Source organism: Microbulbifer sp. MKSA007 (genome assembly GCA_032615215.1).
Taxonomy (GTDB): Bacteria; Pseudomonadota; Gammaproteobacteria; order Pseudomonadales; family Cellvibrionaceae; genus Microbulbifer.
The window spans coordinates 1512345-1534639 of the sequence record CP128433.1; the positions used below are offsets into that span (position 1 = coordinate 1512345).

At 47.6% G+C, this 22295-nt stretch carries 22 protein-coding genes; 15 read left to right on the top strand and 7 right to left on the bottom strand.

The annotated features are described in order from the left end of the window. Positions 1–32: 32 nt before the first annotated feature. Positions 33–1856 carry a DUF885 domain-containing protein gene (locus QT397_09435; protein WNZ57541.1) on the bottom strand — a complete coding sequence of 608 codons (1824 nt, stop codon included), beginning with the start codon at positions 1854–1856 and terminating at the stop codon, positions 33–35. 207 nt (positions 1857–2063) lie between these two features. Here QT397_09435 and QT397_09440 point away from each other — a divergent pair, with 207 nt between their 5' ends. From QT397_09440 to QT397_09465, 6 genes are all read left to right on the top strand, one after another. Continuing rightward, positions 2064–2408 carry a 4a-hydroxytetrahydrobiopterin dehydratase gene (locus tag QT397_09440; GenBank protein ID WNZ57542.1) on the top strand — a complete coding sequence of 115 codons (345 nt, stop codon included), beginning with the start codon at positions 2064–2066 and terminating at the stop codon, positions 2406–2408. Between the two features lie 155 nt (positions 2409–2563). Further along, positions 2564–3037 carry an OsmC family protein gene (locus QT397_09445; GenBank protein WNZ57543.1) on the top strand — a complete coding sequence of 158 codons (474 nt, stop codon included), beginning with the start codon at positions 2564–2566 and terminating at the stop codon, positions 3035–3037. A gap of 82 nt (positions 3038–3119) precedes the next feature. Beyond that, a complete protein-coding gene (locus tag QT397_09450) occupies positions 3120–3515 on the top strand; it encodes a GNAT family N-acetyltransferase (protein ID WNZ57544.1) in 396 nt (131 codons plus the stop codon). A gap of 120 nt (positions 3516–3635) precedes the next feature. Next, positions 3636–4376 (top strand): NUDIX domain-containing protein, encoded by a 741-nt coding sequence (locus QT397_09455; GenBank protein ID WNZ57545.1) that lies wholly within the window; start codon positions 3636–3638, stop codon positions 4374–4376. A 204-nt stretch (positions 4377–4580) separates the two neighbouring features. Next, positions 4581–5768: an alpha/beta hydrolase-fold protein gene (locus tag QT397_09460; protein WNZ57546.1), complete on the top strand. Its 1188-nt coding sequence runs from the start codon at positions 4581–4583 to the stop codon at positions 5766–5768. A gap of 214 nt (positions 5769–5982) precedes the next feature. After that, positions 5983–6159: a hypothetical protein gene (locus tag QT397_09465; protein ID WNZ57547.1), complete on the top strand. Its 177-nt coding sequence runs from the start codon at positions 5983–5985 to the stop codon at positions 6157–6159. Here the strand turns inward: QT397_09465 and QT397_09470 are convergent. Further along, positions 6148–6651 carry a thermonuclease family protein gene (locus QT397_09470; GenBank protein WNZ57548.1) on the bottom strand — a complete coding sequence of 168 codons (504 nt, stop codon included), beginning with the start codon at positions 6649–6651 and terminating at the stop codon, positions 6148–6150. The two genes, QT397_09465 and QT397_09470, sit on opposite strands and share 12 nt — an antisense overlap. A gap of 374 nt (positions 6652–7025) precedes the next feature. Here QT397_09470 and QT397_09475 point away from each other — a divergent pair, with 374 nt between their 5' ends. Beyond that, a complete protein-coding gene (locus QT397_09475; GenBank protein WNZ57549.1) occupies positions 7026–8717 on the top strand; it encodes a DUF885 domain-containing protein in 1692 nt (563 codons plus the stop codon). Positions 8718–9090: 373 nt separating this feature from the next. Here the strand turns inward: QT397_09475 and QT397_09480 are convergent, their stop codons facing one another. Continuing rightward, on the bottom strand, positions 9091–9780 hold the full coding sequence (locus QT397_09480) for a pirin family protein (GenBank protein ID WNZ57550.1): 690 nt from the start codon (positions 9778–9780) through the stop codon (positions 9091–9093). 61 nt (positions 9781–9841) lie between these two features. Here QT397_09480 and QT397_09485 point away from each other — a divergent pair, with 61 nt between their 5' ends. After that, positions 9842–10819, top strand: coding sequence for a LysR family transcriptional regulator (locus QT397_09485; GenBank protein WNZ57551.1), 978 nt, complete (start codon positions 9842–9844; stop codon positions 10817–10819). A 150-nt stretch (positions 10820–10969) separates the two neighbouring features. Here QT397_09485 and QT397_09490 read toward each other — a convergent pair whose 3' ends face one another. Both QT397_09490 and QT397_09495 read right to left on the bottom strand, forming a co-directional pair. After that, positions 10970–11521 (bottom strand): TlyA family RNA methyltransferase, encoded by a 552-nt coding sequence (locus QT397_09490; GenBank protein ID WNZ57552.1) that lies wholly within the window; start codon positions 11519–11521, stop codon positions 10970–10972. Between the two features lie 2 nt (positions 11522–11523). Beyond that, positions 11524–11730 carry a S4 domain-containing protein gene (locus QT397_09495; GenBank protein WNZ57553.1) on the bottom strand — a complete coding sequence of 69 codons (207 nt, stop codon included), beginning with the start codon at positions 11728–11730 and terminating at the stop codon, positions 11524–11526. 126 nt (positions 11731–11856) lie between these two features. Between QT397_09495 and nhaA the strand changes: the two genes are divergently transcribed. The 5 genes from nhaA (at position 11857) to QT397_09520 (ending at position 16515) form a co-directional block, all read left to right on the top strand. Further along, positions 11857–13332, top strand: a complete 1476-nt coding sequence (gene nhaA / locus QT397_09500; protein WNZ57554.1) for a Na+/H+ antiporter NhaA — start codon at positions 11857–11859, stop codon at positions 13330–13332. Between the two features lie 103 nt (positions 13333–13435). Next, on the top strand, positions 13436–14812 hold the full coding sequence (locus QT397_09505; protein WNZ57555.1) for a hypothetical protein: 1377 nt from the start codon (positions 13436–13438) through the stop codon (positions 14810–14812). Between the two features lie 2 nt (positions 14813–14814). Further along, positions 14815–15195: an MmcQ/YjbR family DNA-binding protein gene (locus QT397_09510; protein ID WNZ57556.1), complete on the top strand. Its 381-nt coding sequence runs from the start codon at positions 14815–14817 to the stop codon at positions 15193–15195. Positions 15196–15240: 45 nt separating this feature from the next. Next, positions 15241–16095 carry a thioredoxin gene (gene trxA / locus QT397_09515; protein WNZ57557.1) on the top strand — a complete coding sequence of 285 codons (855 nt, stop codon included), beginning with the start codon at positions 15241–15243 and terminating at the stop codon, positions 16093–16095. Positions 16096–16167: 72 nt separating this feature from the next. Then, positions 16168–16515, top strand: coding sequence for a YqfO family protein (locus QT397_09520; GenBank protein ID WNZ57558.1), 348 nt, complete (start codon positions 16168–16170; stop codon positions 16513–16515). Here the strand turns inward: QT397_09520 and QT397_09525 are convergent. Together QT397_09525 and QT397_09530 are read right to left on the bottom strand one after the other, a co-directional pair. Next, entirely contained in the window at positions 16512–17051 is a 540-nt protein-coding gene (locus QT397_09525; GenBank protein WNZ57559.1) for a hypothetical protein, read from the bottom strand. The genes QT397_09520 and QT397_09525 overlap by 4 nt on opposite strands. A gap of 48 nt (positions 17052–17099) precedes the next feature. Continuing rightward, the gene (locus tag QT397_09530; GenBank protein ID WNZ57560.1) at positions 17100–17639 is read right to left on the bottom strand and encodes an NUDIX hydrolase; all 540 of its coding nucleotides are present in this window, start codon (positions 17637–17639) and stop codon (positions 17100–17102) included. 69 nt (positions 17640–17708) lie between these two features. On the opposite strand from QT397_09530, the gene QT397_09535 reads away from it, so the two are divergent. Together QT397_09535 and QT397_09540 are read left to right on the top strand one after the other, a co-directional pair. Beyond that, positions 17709–19031, top strand: coding sequence for an efflux RND transporter periplasmic adaptor subunit (locus QT397_09535; GenBank protein WNZ57561.1), 1323 nt, complete (start codon positions 17709–17711; stop codon positions 19029–19031). Between the two features lie 12 nt (positions 19032–19043). Beyond that, complete coding sequence (locus QT397_09540) at positions 19044–22217, top strand: multidrug efflux RND transporter permease subunit (protein ID WNZ57562.1); 3174 nt, start codon at positions 19044–19046, stop codon at positions 22215–22217. The last annotated feature ends 78 nt before the right edge of the window (positions 22218–22295 follow it).

Genomic DNA, 22295 nt, shown 5'->3' on the forward strand with positions numbered 1-22295 from the left:
ATTTAAAGAAAAGGCCCCAACAGGGGCCTTTTTTATTGGAATTTATTGCCTTGCTCAGCTAAGTCCGCCAGCATCAGTTCGCGAATAATTGGTATAGGTGCACTGCCATAGCTCAGGAACATCTCGTGGAACCCCTTGAGACTAAAGTTGTTGCCCATTTTCTTTTTGATTTCCTCACGCAGGGCCAAAATATCTGTAAAGCCAGCAAAATAGCTGGTGAGCTGCACTTGGCTTAAGGTCGCCCTGCGCCATTTGCCCTCTGCTTCAGCCTGTTGTTGAAAGGCATCCCTGACCATTAACTTCATCGCCTCTGCTTGGCTGATACCCTTTACCTGTACCTCATAATCCAAAATGGTATTAGTGATAGTGCGCAAGTTCCACTTGTAGTACATCAGCCACAGCTCGGGGGAAAAATTACCGTAACCCGCATCCAGCATCATGCGTTCCGCATAGACGGCCCAGCCTTCGATCATGGCAGTATTGCCGAGAATAGTTTTCAGGATACTGGGGGACTGATTGGCGTAAACCAGTTGAGTGTAGTGCCCGGGGATCGCTTCATGGATATTGAGTATCTGCAGGATATAGTCGTTGTACTCTCGCAGTAAGCTCTCCGCCCGTTGATCGGAGTAGGTCTCTATGGGCATCACGTTATAATAGGTATTTGCATTTTTATGGTAGGGGCCAGGCGCATTAATGGAAGCTACAGCAAAGCCTTGCATATAGGCTGGAGTTGTTCGAACTACCAGTGGCTTTTCCTTGTCCAGGCTTAACAGGTTTTTTTCGGTCACAAACTCTGCCAGCTCCGGGATCTGTTGCTCTACTTTTTTCTTGAAAGTTTCTTTGGTGGCATGATATTGGGAAAGCTTGTTCAGCAGCTTTTCAATTTTTGCCAGTGGCTCGTTGGGTGGGGAATCAGAAGGAAAGTATTTTGGCCAGAGTTGATCGGCAAGCTTGGTCATTTTATCGTGGGTTACCTGCTTCTCTATGATGGCGCGCTGGTATAGTTCAGCAGCGCTCATTCCAATATTGATATCAAACTGGAATTTTTCTTCGTAGAGTTTTTCACCGATACGAAAATCACGGAATTTTCCGGATTTAGTCAATTTCTTTTGCAGGTTTTGTAGGAAGTGGATATAGCTTTGAATCGCTAAGCGGGAATCGTGCATTCGCCGCAGGAAAATCTCCTTTGCGTCCGCAGGCATCTGACTTTCTTTAACCGTTTTTTCCAGCTCTTCGCCAAAGACTTCCAGTGAGCCTGTACTCTGTTGAATTGCTAATTCAAGCTGTGGCGCTGCCGGACGATAGATAGCTGCCTTAGCGGCCTGATAGTACTCGGGCACTTGCAGCATACGAGTGCTAACGGTATGTAGGCGCTTTAGAAGTGGCGCATAGTCGGTGTTTAGGATCAGGGCAAAAGAATGGGAAACATTATATATGGATGGGTCCCATTGGTATGACTTAAAGCGGGTATATTGCCATTGCAGTCGATGCAGAAAATTTTCTATAAGAGCGAGATTACTGCGTGAATTGATATTGAGCTGGCTTTTATCCAAGGCTGCAAATTTGCGTTCATAGATTTGAGCAAAGTCCAATACAAATTCACGATAACTCTTATCGGGCACCTGAAGCTCTTTGGCTACTTCATAGTAGCCTTCACTGAGCGCCCAGGATGGGAATAGATTCCATAGGCCGTGTATAAATTGCTGACAGAGCTGCTCGAATGCCAGGTTTGTCTCGGAGCGCATTTCCTCCAGGATAACCTTCTCTGGTGGAGGAAGGCGCTCTCTATCCACTTGCTGGCGCTCACAGGCTCCTAGAGATACTAGAAGTAGTAATAGACTGAGGTGTGCTTTCATGACAATCCTCACGTTAATCTGCCGATGTCGACCCAAGGCTGCGGTGGCTATAGATCGTCCAATATTTTTAGCATGCGGTTCCATTTTGTGATGGTAAAACCGGATAAAATGCGTTTTTGAGCCCTGTACTTGTTTCGTTAAGGGGGGCGGGTAGAGTGAGGCCGGCCCAATTGAGCCGATAATAAACAAGGTTTTGAGGACCGATTCATGACCGAACTAGCTCAACAACAATGTGAAGCCTGTCGTGCCGATGCGCCGCTGGTGAGTGATGACGAACTGCCAGGACTGCTGCGGCAGATCCCTGACTGGACGCCGATGACCCGTGACGGAATCATGCAGCTGGAACGCGTGTTTACGTTTCGTAACTTCAAGCAGGCTCTGGCGTTTACCAACCGTGTCGGCGCGATTGCTGAAGAGGTGGGGCATCACCCCGCACTGCTGACTGAATGGGGTAAGGTTACGGTTACCTGGTGGAGTCACGAGGCTAAGGGCCTGCACAAAAATGACTTTATCATGGCTGCTCGCACCGATGAGCAGGTGGATGCCGCTTAACTAGTATTTCTTGTGGCGCCTATATCCGGCTTCGGGAGGCGATGGACCATTTGAAATAGCACTCACCGGTTCTTGGTAATCTTAGGGCTGGTGAGCATCCCAATTTAGCCCCTTTTCCCCCAAGACTAGGGGTGTCGTCTAAAGGGAAATAAGTCTTGTCAGAGTATACTTCAACGGTGACCTGGAAACGCGACGAGCAGATTTTCACCGATAATCAATACAGTCGAGCCCACACCTGGCAATTTGATGGTGGGGCATCTATCCCAGCCTCCTCTTCCCCCCATGTTGTACCCATTCCCTATTCAGTAGTTGAAAACGTTGATCCAGAAGAAGCTTTTGTAGCGGCTCTGTCCAGCTGCCATATGTTGTTTTTTCTATCGATTGCAGCCAAGCGAGGGTTTGTGGTTGATGAATATTGCGATGAAGCTATAGGAATTATGGGGGCCGATAAGGATGGTCGAATTGCTATGACTAAAGTTACCCTGCGTCCTTCAGTGCGCTTCTCCGGTGAAAAACAACCCAGTCGCGAGCAGTTAGAAAAAATACATCACCTTTCCCACAAACAGTGTTTTATTGCGAACTCCGTGAAAGCTGAAGTGGTGACAGAGATCCAGGAAGTTCCAATTTAAGGAGCCTATAGCGGTTTGGTTGTCGCTGGGTACTAGATAGGCTTAGCGGCACTATTAATTTGTTTATTTTTTTCGGCAATATATGTACACAATTATTGAGAAAGTAGCTTCTACCGAGGATTTCCTCAAACTGCGAGAGATAGCAGGCTTAACCCCCAGAAGCCGTGAAGCAGCGGAAAAAGGCCTTCCAAATAGTTTGTATGGTATCCATATAAAAAGACAATCTGAAACTGTCGCTATGGGGCGGGTAGTGGGGGATGGCGCACTTAATTTTGAGATAGTGGATGTTGCTGTCGATCCAAAATTCCAAGGTATTGGTCTGGGGCGTCAGATCATGGAGCACATTATGGCTTACCTGGATCGAGAAGCCCTTCATTCAGCATATATTACGTTGATGGCAGATGTTCCCGAGCTTTATAGAAAATTTGGATTTGAATTGAGCCGTCCAGACACTGAAGGGATGTATCTTATCAAATAATGGCACAGAGCTATTATTGTGGATTCTAAGTTGGCTTTACATCAATGAACGAATGATTGATTCAGTGTCGGCTATATCGTTTATGGTATTGAAATCATTTAGGTGTTGAATAGGTTGCTTGTGTTTCATCATACAGTTGATTCCTTTAATTGCGTTACTTTGGATCTTGAGAATTTTTCTGGTACGGAAAATCAGTTCCTGGTTGAACTGGTAGCCATTATAGAAGTATCCAGAGTTAACAGCCGAAAGTTGATATGGATAGATCTCCGAGATGCACTTACCCGGTTTATCCCGATATGCCTAAAGCATGGTTTTACATTTCATAGCTGTCGGGATTCTGCTACAAGGCTGGTTCTTAAGCTTCAGGAAGATGCATATGTTCCCTTCTACCCAACCCATACGGTGGGAGTTGGGGGATTCGTACTTCTTGATGGGCAACTGCTCTGTGTCCAGGGCCACAGTACAGCATCGAGCCCGAAGCTGCCTGGAGGAACCGTTGATCTGGGTGAAAAGATAGCCGATGCGGTGATTCGTGAGGTTTATGAGGAGACCGGTGTGTCCTGCGAGTTTTCCTCAGTACTAGGATTTGCTACCCGATTTCCTACGAATTTAGGCTATACGGATATCTACTTCGTATGTGAATTGAGCGCCTTAAATCGGGATATTGTAATAACAGATACGGAAGAAATTAAGCATGCTTCCTGGGTAGATATTGACCACTATTTAAATGGAGGGCATATCTCAGCATTTAATAGACATGTAGCTGAAATGTCCATGCAAAGGCTTGGTTTAACCCAGGTCAGCCAGGATTCTTACAAGGATCCCTTCGCAAAGCAGGAAATATTTTGGACTAATGCCTAAAAGGTCCAAATGATTGGTTGAGTATATATCGCAGTTTAACCACTTACTTTTGAGGCAGGGGGAAAGACTAAGCTGCATTCTAAACACATTGTGAATTCTTCATTCTCATTGAGCCCAGAACGCGGCGTATGCTTTTCTTTCTCTTATGATTATTAAATTATTAGTGGGTTAAATGGTTAGCTGGTGGAAAGATGGAGTGTTCCTATGAAAGGCAAATTTATAGCAATTTTAATTGCCGCAGTTTGGAGTTTGACTGCTCAATCCAATGAGTCAACTATTGGTGAGCGCAAGGTCATTGTCTCGCAAATTCTCGAAGAGAGAAGGGAGTATTGGATTTCTCTTCCCGCATCCTTTAAAGAAGGTGGATATAAAGATTATCCGGTTCTTTATTTACTTGATGCAGATTTTAATAGTTTCTTTCATGTCTTCACAGGTATGGTTCGGCAGCTGAGTTCTGATGCCACTCCAGTAATTCCTGAAATGATTGTTGTAGGTATCGTAAGCCAAGAGCGTGTAAGAGATAGTTCACCTACTCGATCGCTAACTGAATATGGTGGACGTAAAAATCAGGCGCTATCCAATACAGGGGGCGCTGATCAATTTCTTGAGTTTTTAAGAGAAGAGCTTATCCCAGAGATAAACGCGGAATATCCGATATCTGGGTATCAAATTCTTGCAGGTTACTCATTTACAGGTTTACCTGTTATCCATAGCTTATATTCATCGCCTGAAGACTTTAATGCGTATATCGCTATTGATCCAAGTATGTGGTGGGATGAGCAGATTATGTTAAAGCGGTATTCTGAATTCCTACAAGGTAAATCAACTGAAAAGCGCAGGCTGTTTATCTCTACGTCAAAGAGAGTAGAAGGTGTATATCCTGATGAAAACTATGTTGCAGAATTTATCAGGCTGCTAAATGAGAAGCCTAAGAAAGGGCTGTACGTAGATTCAGTAACCTATGGGACAGAAGAAAATCATCATACAATGCCCGTTATTAGCTTTTATAGAGGGCTTCGATCAATTTTTGATGGTTATATGATCGATGATCAAGCTAGATTTCGCCCCGCAGTGAATGTTAAAAATCACTTCGAACAGTTTTCAAGAAAGCTCGGAGGAACGTTCATGTTGAGGGAAGATGTTATTAGTTTCTTTGGCTATGATCGTCTCTATAATGATCAGTTTGGCATAGATGTTGATAAGGCAATAGAGTTTTTCGAATTGAATACACAGTTTTATCCAGGTTCATATAAGACCTGGGATAGCTTGGCTGAAGCTTATATGGTAAAGGGGAAGAAAGAGCTTGCTATAGATTGCTATAGAAAATCATTGTTAATTAATCCTGATAATGAAACAGCAAGAAATAGAATGGCTCAACTTGAGGTCGATTAGATTTATTTTCAGTAGTTATGCTTAACCTGGTGATCTGAAGTGCTGCCGTTGCCCTAAAGTCAGATCCCCAAGCTATTTGATGCTGTTTTGTCTGAGTTTTATTGAGCTTGATCTCGGGAGCCTCTGAATAACTCCGTGATACCTCTGGCATGCAGAGCGGTTCACAATCAAGGCGCGGCTTCGCAGGATTGTCTAGACCTTTCAAGAAGTCGCAATGTGGAGTGTGAATCGCTCTGCAAGCCCCGAAGGGCGGGCCTTGCAGGCCACAGCTGCTGCGTTGCAGCTTTTGCAAAGGGCTACGGCCATTCGCGGCAAGCTGCGTCTTACATCTGCAGCCTTCAAGACCCGTAGAGTCATTGCGGAGTTATTCAGAGGCTCCCTAGTTATCTAAAATTAAGTTGTTCTCTGGATTGTAGTAGCAGTAATCGTAGTCCAAGTTCTTGCGAAAACAGTAGGGGTCTATAGTATCAGTGTTCGACCACAACCCAAGGCCGTAGTAGTAAGCAAATTCCTGCTCGAGTTCAAACTCGCTGCCGCAATAGTATTCATAATTCCAGGCAGCTCCCCGTATTACCATTTCTTGATTGATATTGTACCCATTCACATGCAGATACCCAGTTTCCCGACCATAGATGTCTTTCCCTGTAGATTCAAAATCAACTGAACCAAATGACAATAGGTCGCTTAGGGTTTGAGTGGCTTCGGGGCCGTACGTTTGGGTGCTGGGGTTGGTCTCAGGGGCATCAATGCAGTTCAAGCGTATTTTTACATACTCATTGTCGACGTAACCGTGAACTGTATCGCCATCAATAACTTGATAGTTTGTTAGCGGAGCTGCCTGACTAGAAGTGGATAGGACCGCCATGATAAGTAATTTTTTCATTATGTTTATCCTCGATAGAGTTACATGGCGCAGCATAGGTGTGGGTTGTTACGGGGCTATGTAGGAATGGTGATGGAAATATAAAGCTCTTAAATTTCTGATAAGGCGTTTTTTGATTTTTTGTTTTTGCTAAGAAGTGCATAGCGAAGGGGGTGACATTGGTTGGCAAATAACGTGGCTTTTTTGGCTGAATATACCTCGAGCTTAAAATATATTTGAATGAGATCGAGGGAGATGTGGTGGTTATAGAGAAAATTTTAATTCTAAAGTATGAATATCATGTGGGTTAAGTAAATATTATTTCACTTTCTTTTTTCTACTAGGCATTATTATTTTGGTTGCATAACATAACGAAGCGTATTCAAGGAAGCTCTATGAAGAAGTTAAAATATGCCTGGGTTATTCTCTGTGTTTTTATTGGTTTGCCGGCTAAGGCTTATGATCAGGAATTTGATTATTTTATAGAGGTATCTAATGCTGAGCTGCTTAGGCGAGATCCTGAGTTGGCATTGATTCATCAAGTGCATGAAGAAATAGGGCTTTTATCACCTGGCATTACACCAATATCTCTACAGTATAAAGCTAAAACACTTGCGTTATATGTCAAAGTGCTGGCTAAGTTAAAGTCATTTGATAGACGGAAGTTGAGTGAGGTGCAGAAGGTTGATTATGACTATTATTTATGGTTTTTAAAGAATTACTTGTCGGTTGAGGGGCAGCCTCAATTTAGAGTTAATGCATTTACTGCGATTAGTGCTTGGTATGTCTTCCAGAGCTTTAATCTTGATGATGTTAGTGGTGTTGAAAACTATTTAGCACAAATGAAACGCTTGCCTTCATATTATTCTTCAATAAATAGTTGGCTGTCTGTTAGGGCACGATTGGGAATAATTGATGATAAAGAAACAGTGATATGGGTTAGTGATACACTTGAATTTTGGAATGAAGTTCCTGAGCAAGACAACATCTATCTGTTATTTGAGTCAGCCGTAAATGAAATGGCCGTTTCTGACTTGCAAAAAGAAGAGTGGTTGCTCCAGTGTAAAGATATCTTAGCAAATCAGATAGCACCAGCCCGTGCAAAAGTATCTAGTAAGCTCTTGAAGTTGCTACCAAACGCACCCGAAAACCCTGGGTTTTCCCAGTACCCGGGAGGAAATGAATTTTACAATAGGCTGTTAAGTAGGTTTGTCGGTCTTCCACAAGATGCCCATGAAGCACATCAAATTGGGATTGCTGCTCTGAAAGATATTCACACTGAAATATATTCTGAGTTTGAATCACTTGGTTACGATGTCTCAAATGATTTGCCGACGCTATATGAGATGGCTCGCCGGGATTCACCGCAAATTGCCAGGGAAGATGTTCTGAGTGTATTTAAGACGTTGTTAGATGAGGCAGCAGGGAAAAGTGCTGGTCTGTTTCCTGATTTTCAGTACCCTGAATTGGAGTTCATAGAATCGCTTGGCTATGGGTACCGTCAGGCTAGCGGAGGAGAAAGTGCAGTGATCTTTGTAGATACTTCTGTAGATACCACCTTATTGGAATTGCCCGGATTTGTTTACCATGAGGGAATACCTGGCCACCATGCGCAATTTTCATTTACGGGTAATCTAGACCTGCCCCTATTTAGGAGTATTACCAATATTTCAGGTTTCTCTGAAGGTTGGGGGTTGTACGCAGAGCGTTTAGCCTTTGAGCAGGGTTGGCATGACAACAATCCGTATGGAAACTTAGGAAGATTACAAGCAGAGGCCCGCAGGGCAGCCCGCTTAGTGGTAGATACGGGTATAAATGCAAAAGGATGGGATCTAACTGAGGCCGAAGAATATTTTTCTCAAGCTACAGGGCTGGTAGAGTGGGAGGTTTTTAAAGATCTTAATCGCTTTGTTTTTCATCCCGGCCAGGCAAGCTCATATCATATTGGTTTTACACATATTCTTCAGTTGCGTCAGAAAGAGCAGGAGAAGGTCAATTTTGATATCAAAGAATTTCATGGAAAAATTTTGAAAAATGGCGTTATACCACTCAGCTTGCTATCCGATCAGTTTAGTGGTTCACAATAGGTTCTATTAGTTTTATTTATGGTGAGGGGGCTTTATTGAGGTCCCTCGCTTACTATTTTATATCTCTTAAATGTCTCATATTAATACAGCATTGGCAGGTGTTACCATAGATAAAATTCTCAGTTTCCATCTCTGTCTTTTTTTGGTCTGCTAATATACTCATTTGCTTCAAATTCCAAATCTTCGCATAAAGCCCTAATGCGCTTGCGCACCTCCGGGAAGTATTTGGCAGTCAGCATCCGTAAAATAGAACTTTATTTGGTTTTGATTTAGGCGCCTTCATCAAAGCGGATAAAGCTCACATTCTAACTAATGGTAGAGTTGTTGCTTGGCCAGTCATATAGTTCAGATTGATATTTCTGTAACTGAGGATCTAGTTGTTATGGCTCACAAGAAGCAAGTGCAGCGCCGCCGTACTGGTGAGAGTTAAGTTATCCCCTCGGATTAAGTCGCCCTCCTTCACCTGCTCTGTGGTGTATCCTGAGGTTACTTTTGCACTTCCACTAATCACATAGATTAAGTGAGTTTCATTTAAAGATAATTGTTCACCTGTTTTTAAGTGTGCAATGTCCATTAAAGTGCTGCTATCAAAAGTACTGCCTTTCTCGTCAATACCTCCATAAATACGAGTGGCGCCATCTAATGCCGGTTTGTAGGTTTTATACCCCGCAGGCTGGCCAGCTTTCTCTGGTAGCGCCCAGATTTGTAGCATTCTGTTTTGTTGTCTGTCTGGATTAATTTCATTGTGAGAGAAGCCCTCTCCCCCTGCACGTTGTACCTGAACTTCACCTGCGGCTAAATCCTTGCCGTGTTCTAAAGATCCCTCATGGCTGACCCGACCCTCGACAATGATAGAGATAACATCGATTTCACTGTGCGGATGCATACCCGAAGAGCCCTGGGGTAAATAGCGTGCATCAGCTAAATACACCATGTTGCCCAGTCCTTCAAAAGCCTCTGCTTTTTTGCGAGCACCAAATACGCGGCTATCAGTCACCAGTCGATGTTCAGTAATACCTGCGAAGCCGCCTAACTCCAGTGTGTCTCGGGCTAAAATTTCCATTTTTTTCTCCGGGTGGTTTGTCTGTTGCTGTAGTCGATGGAGTCATTCTAGATATCCCTTTTTGTTTGATATATGGTTATTTTTCGTAATCATTATTCCATTTTTAACAACAATAAAGCTTTGCAGGTTTCATAGGATGGGCCGTAACGTTGATTTGAACGACATGCTGCTTTTTATGGCAGTAGTGGATGCAGGTAGTTTTACCTCAGCTGCGGAACGGCATAATTTGCCTAAGGCAAATCTCAGCCGGAAAATTGCCAAGCTGGAACATGCTCTAGGAGTCACTCTGCTAGAGCGAACCACCCGCACACAAAGCTTGACCGAAGCCGGCAGTACCTACTTGCAACATTGCCGTCGAATACAGCATGAAGTCGATCTAGCAGAAAGCAAAGTCGGCAGTTTAGTGAGCAAGGCGTGCGGTAAGCTGCGGGTGGGCGTCTCTGTTGGTGTAGGCCATGCGATATTGAAAGATGTGCTGGGTGAGTTTCTACAGGCCCACCCTGATATTGAATTGGAGTTAACTCTATCTAACAAAAGAGTGGATTTGATTGAGGAGGGCTACGATCTGGTTATCCGTGTGGGAGAGTTGGTTGATTCTCGATTGATAGCCAAGAAATTAGGGAAAATTCGGCGCCGTTTATACACTAGCCCAAATTACATAGAGCGTCAGAATCTGAATGCCGAGTTAGAATCTTTGGCCGATTGCGAGTTTCTAATTATGAGCAGTGCACAGTATGGCGGCAGGTTGAATTTAACGAATGGAACTGATGTTCGAGAGATAATGATCGAGCCGAGAGTGAGAGTCGATGACTTCTTGATGCTAAAGCAGATGCTGGTTGATGGTTGTGGAATCGCAATTCTCCCCGACTATATGTGCCAACAAGAAGTAGCTGCGGATTTATTGGTGCCAGTATTTCCTGAGTGGGAGATGCCACCGGTGGATCTGTATGCGCTCTACCCACAACATCGACAAAAATTGCCAAAGGTGAGCTCTTTTTTGGCCTTTGTTCAGCAGGTGTGTATGAATCGACTGGGCTGAACGCGTTAAAAAACCTTTTCAAGATGCATATCAAGCTAACTAAATATGTATTTAAATATTAACTCGGTAGATAGCCCTTATTCGTTAGGGCTATCGAAACTTTAGCAAAGGTTTTTTCTGTAAGGTTTAATTCACCTGAAGAAATTCAGGTTAGCGTGGATACCGAGTGGCCCAAAGTAAAAACTCCCGGTTGCCATCGCCGCCCTTTATTGGACTGTCAATATACTCTTTCACCTCAAGTCCCAAGTCTTCGCATAAGGCAGTGATGCGCTCGTGCACCTCCGGGTAGTATTTGGCATCACGCACCAGACCACCCTTGCCAATCCCCTCCGGGCCCACTTCAAATTGCGGTTTAACCAGACTTAAGAGTTGTCCCGAAGGTTTAAGCAAGGCCGGTAACTGCGGCAGAATGAGTGCTTGGGAAATAAAAGAGACATCCATAACGATGGCATCAAAACCTGCGTCTCCGTGGGGGGCGATTTGGGAGGCTTCCAGGTGGCGTGCATTTACCCCTTCAAATAGGTACATACGGGGGTCATCCAGTAACTTCTGCGCCAACTGATCTCGCCCAACATCAACACCGACAACTGATGCTGCTCCCCGTTGAAGTAGGCAGTCGCTAAAACCGCCAGTAGAGCAGCCAACATCCAGTGCGTGCCACCCAGAGGGGTTTAGTCCTGTCTGGTCGAGGATGGCGGCCAATTTCAGGCCCGCTCGGGAAACATACTGGTCTTCCGGTAGGGGGTGACTTCAAGGGCGCAATCTTCCGGAATGCTCTGCCCGGCTTTGCGCGCGGGCTGGAGGGTACCGCCATCGGATACCATGACCCTTCCGGCATCAATCAGTTTCTTTGCATGGGTGCGGGAGTTTGCCAGCTCTCTCTGTACAAGCAGTTGATCCAATCGGGTCATGTTTCGCGGTGCAATCCTGTTTACATAATTGAGAATACAGGGCCCATGCTAACCTCTGGCTCCAGCAGGTAGAAGTGCGGCTCCGCAAATTGTGGGACTAATCTTTAGTAAGGAGGATGTTAGCTGATGGCAAAAAGCGTTCTGGATAAGTTCAAAATTCGCAAGGGAAAGGTCTTTGAGGCGCCACTTGAGGGCGCCTTTGGGCGCCTGGTTACTCCCTTTGAAGAATTTATCCATCGCCAAAGCAGCAGTGGTATTTTGTTGATGCTATCTGCTCTGGCGGCGTTGGTTATTGCCAACTCCCCTTTGCAGGAGGCATACAAGCACCTGTTGCATATGCCCATCAGCCTCAGCGCTGGAAACTGGGAATTCTCTCTCTCCTTACACCACTGGATCAACGATGGCTTGATGGCGATCTTTTTCTTTCTGGTGGGATTGGAATTAAAGCGCGAATTTATGGTGGGAGAGCTGTCCGACCTTCGCCAGGCTGTACTTCCGGTGATGGCGGCAGTTGGCGGAATGGTGGTGCCGGCACTTATTTACGCTTCTTTTAATGCGGATAGTGGCGCAGAACGCGGCTGGGGCATTCCCATGGCCACGGATATAGCATTCGCTGTCGGCTGTATTGCCCTTTTGGGGAATCGGGTGCCTCGTGCGGTAGTTACTTTCCTGGTTGCGTTAGCCATTGTGGATGACTTGGGCGCAATTTTAGTGATTGCAATCTGGTATACCGAACAGGTGAATATCACCGCGCTGATTGCGGCGGGTTGCCTGGTAGTGATTATGTGGCTGCTAAAAGCGGCGGGGGTTCGCAGTTCTCCGGCCTATGTATTTGTCGGTGTGCTGCTCTGGTATGAGTTCTACCTGGCGGGGGTACATGCGACTATTGCGGGGGTGATTACGGCAATGGCACTGCCGGCCAAACCCAAATATGACCCGGTGGCCTTTAGTACCTTTGTAAAGGATATTATTCGCAGCTTTGACCGCTGTTTCCGTCCAGGCGATAAGATTATTGCTAACGATGCGTTGCGCGCCCGAGTGATGGCGCTGGGAAATGGCGTCAACCTGGCGCAATCGCCGCTACAGCGTATGGAAACCCGCCTGCACACACCGGTGGGTTTCGTAATAATCCCTATTTTTGCATTGGCTAACGCCGGTATTCCCTTTAGTAGTTTTACCAGTTCTTCGGCGGTGATAAACCCTGTCACCCTTGGGGTCATTTCCGGCTTGGTTGTGGGCAAGCTGGTGGGTATCGTTGGCGCCACCTGGATTGGCTGGAAGCTTGGCTGGGGCAAGTTGCCTAAGTCCGCCAATTTCCAACATATTGTCGGTGTTGCACTCCTTGGCGGGATTGGCTTCACTATGTCGATCTTCATTGCCGAGCTGGCCTTTAGCTCTGAATATGAGCTGTTGATCCAAGCTAAAGCGGGTATCCTACTGGCATCAGTAATTGCTGGAGTGGCGGGGTTCCTGGTATTGCGCAAAGCTCCGGTGGCCGATGAGTTTGAAGTTCATGGGGAGGGGGAGCCCCTGGATGAAGGTGGCAGCGATAGCCTTGGGGAAGGGGAGGACGTAGAACAGCAGCCCAGCCGCCAGGGTTAAGTTGTTTTAGCGTTCCTGATGTCACTGCGTCTCGGTCCTGGAGGGGCCTGATTCCATAAGTTTCCAGCTCCCATTGTTAATGTACGTGAGAGAAATAAGAATTATGTATTTGAGAACACTGGCACAGGCGCTACCAGTGCTGGCTATTTCCCTTCTGCTCGGGGCTTGTGATGGCCAAACTACAGCTAATAAAAAAGCCGATTCTGAAGTCGGGGTTGATAATCAATCGACTACAACCAATCCCAAGTCCGATAATGGAGTTAGTGCGATGGATAGTCTGGCCCAGGCTTATGTCCTTCTAGTACTTGAACTGGGAAATCATGACGACAGCTATGTCGATGCCTATTACGGTCCGGCTGAATTGCGTGAAACTGCCACCAAGAGTAAGGTGAGCGCTGCAGATATCGCCCGGCGTGGTGAGTCTTTACTGGCAGAGCTGCCAGCGGTAATCGACGGCGATGGGTCTATCGAAAACCTGCGCATGCATTACCTGAAGACACAGTTGCGGGCCCTGGTGTTCCATGCTCGTAGTCTGGCAGGAGAGAGCCCGAGAAGCTTCACCAATGAAGCTCGAACCCTCTACGACACCGAGCCCCCGCAGCAGGATTTGGAAAGTTTTGAACCCATGCTGGAGGAGTTGGAAGCATTACTCCCAGGTGAGCAGCCCTTGAGTGAGAGGGTAGCCAGCTTCCGCAAAGCTTATGAAATTCCTGCCGATCGCCTTCAGGCCGTATTTGATGCCGCCATTAAAGAATGCCGCGCGCGCACTAAGCAGTATGTTTCACTCCCAGCGGATGAGAGTTTTGTTCTGGAGTATGTCAGCGACAAACCCTGGAGTGGCTACAACTGGTATAAGGGGCGTTCGCACAGTCTTATACAGGTGAACAATGGCCTGCCAATTACGATAGATAGGGCTATTGACCTGGGCTGTCACGAAGGGTATCCGGGGCATCACACCTATAACGCGCTGTTGGAGCAAACTCTGGTCAAGGAACGGGGTTGGGCAGAGTACAGCGTTTACCCGCTTTTCAGTCCACAGTCACTGATTGCCGAGGGAAGTGCAAACTACGGGATAGAGCTGACTTTCCCTGGTGAGGAGAAAACCCGTTTTGAAATGGAGGTTCTCTACCCCTTAGCTGGCCTGGATCCGAAAACAGCGGAAAAGTATGAGCAGGTAATGGCCCTGGTAGATAAGTTGGGTTTTGCCGGCAATGAGATTGCCCGCCAGTATATCGACGGGGAAATTGAGGGCGCGCAGGTACCTGCGTTGTTTGAGAAATATACCTTGATGAGCCCCGCCAAGGCGGCACAGCGGAAGGATTTTGTAGATGCCTACGGCGCCTACGTAATTAATTACAATTGGGGTAAGACACTGGTTGCTGATTATGTAGAGCAGGGCAGTCAAAATAATGAAGAGCGCTGGCAGCGCTTTACCCGTTTATTATCCTCGCCGCGCCTGCCGTCATCCCTGGATTGGTAATCATGCAAAAAGGCACTTTGAGAGAGTATTTACTATCGCGACCGGAAGCTATCGAGGATTTTCCTTTTGGCCCGGATGTGGCGGTATTTAAGATTAAGGGGCGTATGTTTGCTACCTTAAGCTGTTACCGCGGGGTGGACGCTAGTAATCTCAAGTGCGATCCCGATGAAGCCCAGGCGTTAAGGGACATCTTTTCCGGTGTTATCCCGGGTTACCATATGAACAAGAAACACTGGAATACGGTGTTGTTGGATGGCACAGTGCCCGATTATGAGATTGAGCGAATGGTAGATCGCTCATATGGCCTGGTGGTTAAGGGGCTTCGCAAGCTTGAGCGGGATTCCCTGGAACTGGCCTATGGAGCGGAGCTGCTCTACCGCTAGAGGCCCCTGAGAATAGAAATACCCAGATTTAGTCTAGGAGAGGATGTGAACGAATTTATTGTCGATGTAACGGCAGAGAACGCCCAGCAAATTCTGATTGAAGAGTCCATGAAGCGCCCGGTAGTGGTGGACTTTTGGGCCGATTGGTGTGAGCCGTGCAAGCAGTTGATGCCGGTGTTGGAAAAACTGGCCAATGAGTATAGCGGTCAGTTTTTATTGGCCAAGGTCAATGCAGATACCGAGCAAATGCTGGCGGGTCAGCTGGGTGTACGCAGTTTGCCCACGGTAATGGTTTTAAAAGATGGCCAGCCGGTAGATGGCTTTGCCGGTGTGCAGCCAGAGACACAGATTCGTGAGATGCTGGATAAGTATCTGCCAAAACCCTGGGACATAAAGTTGCAGCAGGCACAGGCGTTAATCGGTGAAGATAAAGTGGCGGAAGCTCTGCCTCTGTTGCGTCAGGCTTATACGGAATCGTCTGAACGCACTGATATCGCCAAACAACTGGCTGCTATCCTGCTCGACCAAAACCGTGCCCAGGAAGCGGAGACTGTGCTCAGTAAAATTCTGCTGGCAGATCAGGACGCGGAATACCAGCAGCTGATGGCTCAATTGGAGCTGAAGCAACAGGCAGCAGAAACTCCAGAAATTCAGGCTCTGCAAAAGGCGCTGGAAGAAAATCCTGCGGATAGCGATTCTGCTTATCAATTGGCCGTACAGTACAGTCAGGCCAACCGCCATGAAGAAGCATTGGAATTATTGCTGGATATTTTGCGTAAAGACATGGGCTTTGCCGATGGTGCTGCCAAGCAGACGTTCCTGGATATTGTAAAAAGTTTGGGTGCTGGCGACCCTGTTGCCACTCAGTTCCAGCGCAAGTTAATGACTATGATGTTTTAAAAAATACTTTACCGGTAAACAAAGGGGCCCAAGAGGCCTCTTTGTTTTTGGGGGAGAGAAGGACGATTATTAATGTATAAGCTCTGTGTTTATATTCCCGAGTCTCACTTGGAAGCGGTAAAGCAAGCGCTATTTTCCGTGGGTGCAGGACGTATTGGCGACTACGATAGTTGTTGTTGGCAAGTTCTGGGAGAGGGACAGTTCAGGCCGCTGGATGGGAGTCAGCCATTTATTGGTCAGTCGGGCCAGGTCGAGACTGTGATGGAATACCGTGTGGAGATGGTCTGTGCTGATGAGCTGGTGGATGCTGCTCTCGATGCAATGCGAGCAGCCCACCCCTATGAAGAACCGGCGTTTGACCTCTGGCGATTGGATGATCGCTGCAGTAGTGCCGGCTTAAATAAAGCAGAGGTCTCTTAAAGGCTATCGAGTACCTTTTGTCGTTCGTGGCTTTTTTGCTCGATCGCTTTCGCATCTTCCAGTAATTTTGAAACGCTGGTGTGATGGGTCGGCAGTTTATTTTCGGCGGGGCTACTGTCTTCAACGATCGAGTCGGATCTCAAGTCAATTGGGTCATTGGCAGTGACTGTATTTAGAGGCTTGACGCGGTGAATACGCACGTGTGAATCCAACCCCTCCGGCACGGTGTCTGAGAAGTGCCAGTTCCCATCTTTATCTTTCCAGGTAAAAACCTCAGATGTTTGCTTGTCAGAATCCCCTTGAGATACGAGCCCGCTGGAAGTTGCCAACTCTTCAATTTTTGATACTGATTCCTGGGTGGTTTCGCGCACACTTTGCATAGCTCGCTCACCGGTTTCGCGAATCGCTGAAATATCCGGTTTTTGAGGCAGCCAGTCGGAGGGTGACATGATGGGTTTGCCATCTGGGCCCGGTAAGATCATAGGCAGGACAATGCCTACCAGTAACAAGGCACCGAGCATTGGAAAGTATTTCATGCAAACATCCTTTTAATGCAGGGTCATTAACTCATTAAGTAAAGTGGTTTACAGCTTGCGATTGATGACACCGCGGTGTAACTGGTATTGCCCGATACGGGTATCTTCGAAATAGTGCTCCAAAGTGCGGTGCATAATGGGAAATGCAATCTCCTTCCAGGGAATTTCGTCTTCGCGAAATAGCTCAACTTCGAGCGATTCAGGCCCGGGTCCGAAATTCATATCGGTCAATTCACCCCGGTACATCATGTAGACCTGATTGATATGGGGAATATCGTAGACGGAGTAGAGCTCGTCCACGCGGATACTGGCCCGGGCTTCCTCCCAGGACTCCCGTAAAGCGCCCTCTTCGCTAGTTTCGCCACTCTCCATAAACCCGGCAGGCAGAGTCCAGAGCCCCAGGCGCGGCTGTATGGCGCGCTTGCACAGCATCACCTTGTCGCCAACGTAAGGGACAACTCCGACAATAACACGGGGGTTGATGTAGTAAATGGCGCCGCAACTGCCACAGATGTGGCGGGGGCGGTCATCGCCCTTGGGAATGGAAAGTGTTACGGCGTTACTGCCGCATTGGCTGCAAAATTTCATGGCGTCAGTATACCCATGCGAGATTTGAGCGCCAGCTTCCGGACCGGTTGACGCCTATAGTTGTTAGTGATGTTGAAGTATAAAGGCGGTATCTACCCTGCGATGGCGCGTTTTTTTCTGCTCGGACTAGCGCTCCTTGCCCTTTGCGCCTGTGGTGGTAAAGGCGAAGAGGAAAAGGCGCCACCTCCCCCGCCAGTAGAAGTACTGGTTGTTAGGGAGGAGCCTGTTATCCCCCGCTTTGAATTCGTCGGACGGGTAGAGGCAACTGATGAATATCAAGTCCGCCCACGAGTACAAGGGTATATCCAGAGCCGCAATTTTACCGAGGGGGAAACCGTCCAGAAAGGGCAGTTACTGTTTGAAATTGACCCACGCCCTTTTATTGCCGAACTGGCGAATCAGCGCGCCACTCTGGAACAATCCCAAGCCTCCCTGAGAGTTGCTGAACGGAACTTCCAGCGTGGCCGACGCTTGGTGGCCACTGGGGCTATCAGCCAGGTACAGATGGATGAGCTTGAAGGTAATTTTGAGGAAGCGGAATCCCAAGTCGATGCCAATCGCGCCAAAGTTCAAAGTGCTGAGCTGGATCTTTCTTATACCAAAGTTTACGCGCCACTCACTGGAAGAATCGGGCGTACAGAATTTCCAGTGGGTTCCCTGGTAGGGCCAAGCACCGATCCCCTGGCCACGATAGTAAAAATGGATCCCATTTATGTGCTCTTTGAAGTGCCAGAAGAGCAACTTTATGCGGTGCAGGTGGATTCCCAGCGGCGGCAGCGAGAGGGTTTAAGTCCCACTCACCTGGATGTCCGCATTGAGTTACCCGACGGCAATTACTACCCCCATAAGGGCAAAATCGTATTTATCGATAATCAGATCGATCCCAATACCGGATCGGTAGCGGTGCGCTCCCTGTTTCCCAATCCAGGCCAACTATTAGTACAGGGCCAGTTTGCCCGAGTTTCCATAAGCGTCTACACCGGCAATGACGCCCTGAGGCCGCTGGTACCCCAGTCAGCGGTCATGGAGGATATGCAGGGCCGTTATGTCTTTGTTTTGGGCAAAGATAATATTGCGGAGAAGCGCTACCTGACCTTGGGGCAGAGGGAAGGGGAGTTGTGGGCTGTAGATCGCGGGCTTGTCGCCGGTGAATCTGTAATCGTTAATGGTTTGCAGAGGGTTGTCGCAGGAAAGCCGGTGACGCCGCAAAACACCCCTAGAAACCCCTACGATGTTGAAGCACCACCAGCCCCTCCCGCCGAGCAAAGTAGTAGTTCTGCGGCGAAATCTGGCTCTACAGACAGTCAAGGGGAGAGAGAGCTACGGGTAATTGATGGGGAAGCGGCACCAGCAAGCCCTGAATCTGAGGGGCATGACGATGACTACAAATAGCTGTCGCTGCCCATGATTAGCGCCTTTTGTATCCGGCGGCCACGATTCGCCTTTGTTATTTCCATATTGATCACCCTCGCTGGGATACTCTCCTTGCCACAATTACCGGTGTCGCAATTCCCTGAAATAACGCCACCGACCATCAATGTCGCCGCCACGTTTGCCGGTGCCAGCGCTGAAGTAGTGCGCGATAGTGTGGCTGTGCCGATTGAGTCGCAAGTTAATGGTGTGGAGGGCATGGATTATATGTCTTCCACCAGTGGCAATGATGGCTCCTACAGTCTCACAGTGACATTCAAGCCTGGCTACGACGATGACATCGCCCAGGTTAATGTTCAGAACCGGGTGGAGCAGGCCACTCCCCAGCTGCCTGAGGATGTGAAAAGAGATGGGGTGGTAGTTTCCAAGCAGAGCACCACGCTGTTACTAGTAGTCAATTTGTTCTCCCCAGATGAAAAGTTTGATGAATTATTTCTGGCAAATTACGCCGAGATTTATTTAAAAGATGAATTGGCGCGGGTACTGGGGGTGAGCAGTGTTGTTATTTTTGGCTCGCGCAATTACGCCATGCGCCTTTGGCTCGACCCCAACCGGATGGCCTCGTTAGATGTCACCGCCCAGGATGTTATCTCTGCTGTGCAGGCACAGAATGTAGAGGTAGCTGCCGGTCAGATCGGGGCGCCACCGATCCGCCAAGATCAGCAGTTCCAATACAATATTTTGGTGCAGGGGCGCTTGGTATCTCCCAGCGAATTTGAGGACATCACCATCCGCGCCAAGCCCGATGGCGCCATGGTAAAAGTCAAAGATGTGGCGAGGGTGGAGCTGGGAAGTGAATCTTATTCTTCCTATGGGCAATTGGATAACCAGGCTTCAGCAGTGATTGGGGTGTACCAGCTGCCGGAGGCAAATGCGATCGAGGTGGCCGATGGCATAAAGGCCAAGGTTGCTGAGTTGTCGAAGCGTTTTCCCGATGGATTGGAAGCGGAGATTCTCTACGACACCACATTATTTGTAGAGGCCTCAATTAAAGAGGTTGTGGAAACACTGATTATTGCCCTGATACTGGTAATACTGGTGGTTTTTTTGTTTCTACAGGATTGGCGTTCTACGCTGGTACCAGCCATTGCCATTCCCGTATCCCTGATAGGCACCTTTGCCTTAATGCTGGCATTTGGGATGACGATTAACACCATCACATTGTTTGCCTTAATCCTGGCGATAGGCATAGTGGTAGATGATGCGATTATCGTGGTGGAAAACACCCAGCGGTTAATGGCTGATGGCCTCCCGCCAAAGGAAGCCGCGCTGGAATCCATGCGTGAAGTTACCGGCCCCGTTATTGCTACTACCCTTGTTTTGTTTGCAGTTTTTGTCCCGGTAATGTTGATGCCGGGAATTACGGGGAAAATGTATCAGCAGTTTGCTGTCACCATTTCAATGGCGGTGGCCATTTCCTCCCTGAATGCACTTACATTAAGTCCGGCCCTCTGTGCCAGTTTGTTAAAGCCGAATAAAGACGGGGAAGTAGCTGGTATTAAAGAGACCGGTATTTTTGGTTTCTTTAATAAAGCTCTGCATATTTCTACAGGTTTTTATGTGGGAATGGTGAGGGCTTGTATAAAAATACCGCTTATCGGTATTGCCTCAATTATTCTGATTTTATTATTCTGTTATTTGCTCTTTACCCGAATCCCCACCGGTTTTATTCCCGATGAAGATCAGGGCACGTTTATGTTGCACGTGCAGTTGCCTGATGGATCTTCCCTGGAGCGAACCGGACCCATTGTCAATCAAGTGACCGATGTTCTAATGGAAGAGCCAGGTATGGCTCATGTGGTTGGTGTGCCCGGTTACAACCTGCTTACCAGCAGTGTTTCTTCCAACACGGCAATGATGTTTGCTGTGCTAAAACCCTGGGATGACCGCACGAATAGGGAAGATAGCCAGTTTGCCATTATGGATCGGGTACAGAAAAAATTATCTGCAATTCCCGATGCGCAAGTGCTGCCGTTTGTCATTCCACCACTTCCAGGTATTGGCACTGTTGGTGGATTTGAATTTGTACTCGAAGATCTACAGGGGCGCAGTATTACTGAATTGTCACAGGTCTTGTTTGACCTGCTGGGCAATGCCAATCAGCGCAGTGAAATCTCCCAGGCCTTTACCAGTTTTCAGGCCGCTACACCGCAGCTTGAATTAAAAGTAGATAAAGAAAAATCGCATGTGCTTGGGGTCCCCCTGCCGGATGTGTATTTAACGTTGCAAACCTTTTTGGGTGGCTATTACATCAATGACTTTAACCTATATGGAAAGGTCTTTCGTGTAATCGCTCAGGCCGATGCTCAATTTCGCGATAAAGAGGAAAATCTGGCTGGCTTTTATGTTCGTGCCAATAGTGGCGGTTTGGTACCGCTGACTTCTATCTCAACTATTACCCCGGTGGTCGCGCCACAAACAATAACCCGTTACAACTTATATAACAGCGTCACTATCAATGGATCACCGGCACCGGGGTATTCCAGTGGCCAGGCGATGGATGCTATGGAAGACTTGGCATCAAAGTTGCCAGAAGGTTATGGATACGAATGGACGGGCATCAGCTTACAGGAGGTGACCGCGGGTAATCTGGCCCCAATCCTGTTCTCTTTGGCCGTTATATTTGTCTACTTGTTTTTGGTCGCCCAATATGAGAGCTGGACTATCCCCTTTGCAGTGATGTTGTGCGTCCCCATTGCGATTGGTGGCGCTATGTTTACGGTATTTATCGCGGGGTCCATCAACAATCTCTATACGCAGATCGGCTTGGTATTACTGATTGGGATGGCAGCAAAGAGTGCGATTCTGATAGTAGAGTTTGCCTGCGTGGAACGCGATAAGGGGCGGTCTATTGCGGATGCGGCTCTATCGGCTACGCGCCTGCGATTCCGCGCGGTATTAATGACGGCCATGTCCTTTATTTTAGGGGTAATTCCACTACTGGTCGCCACCGGTGCTGGCGCAGTGAGCCGGGTTTCCCTGGGGCTGGTGGTCTTTGGCGGTATGTTGGCTGCGAGTCTCTTCGCCACTTTGCTAGTGCCTGTGTATTACGCCTTGGTGCAAACGGTGCGGGAAAAGCTGAAAGGGGGCTATACCCCCAAAATTAATGAGGATAAGACCGCGAATGGTGGGTCTGAATCCACCTGAGCCAATCTGTTGATTGTGTGGTAGGGTGGTAAGTCACAAATGGATATTGTGGCATATCGCTCAGTGTTACCGCTGAAA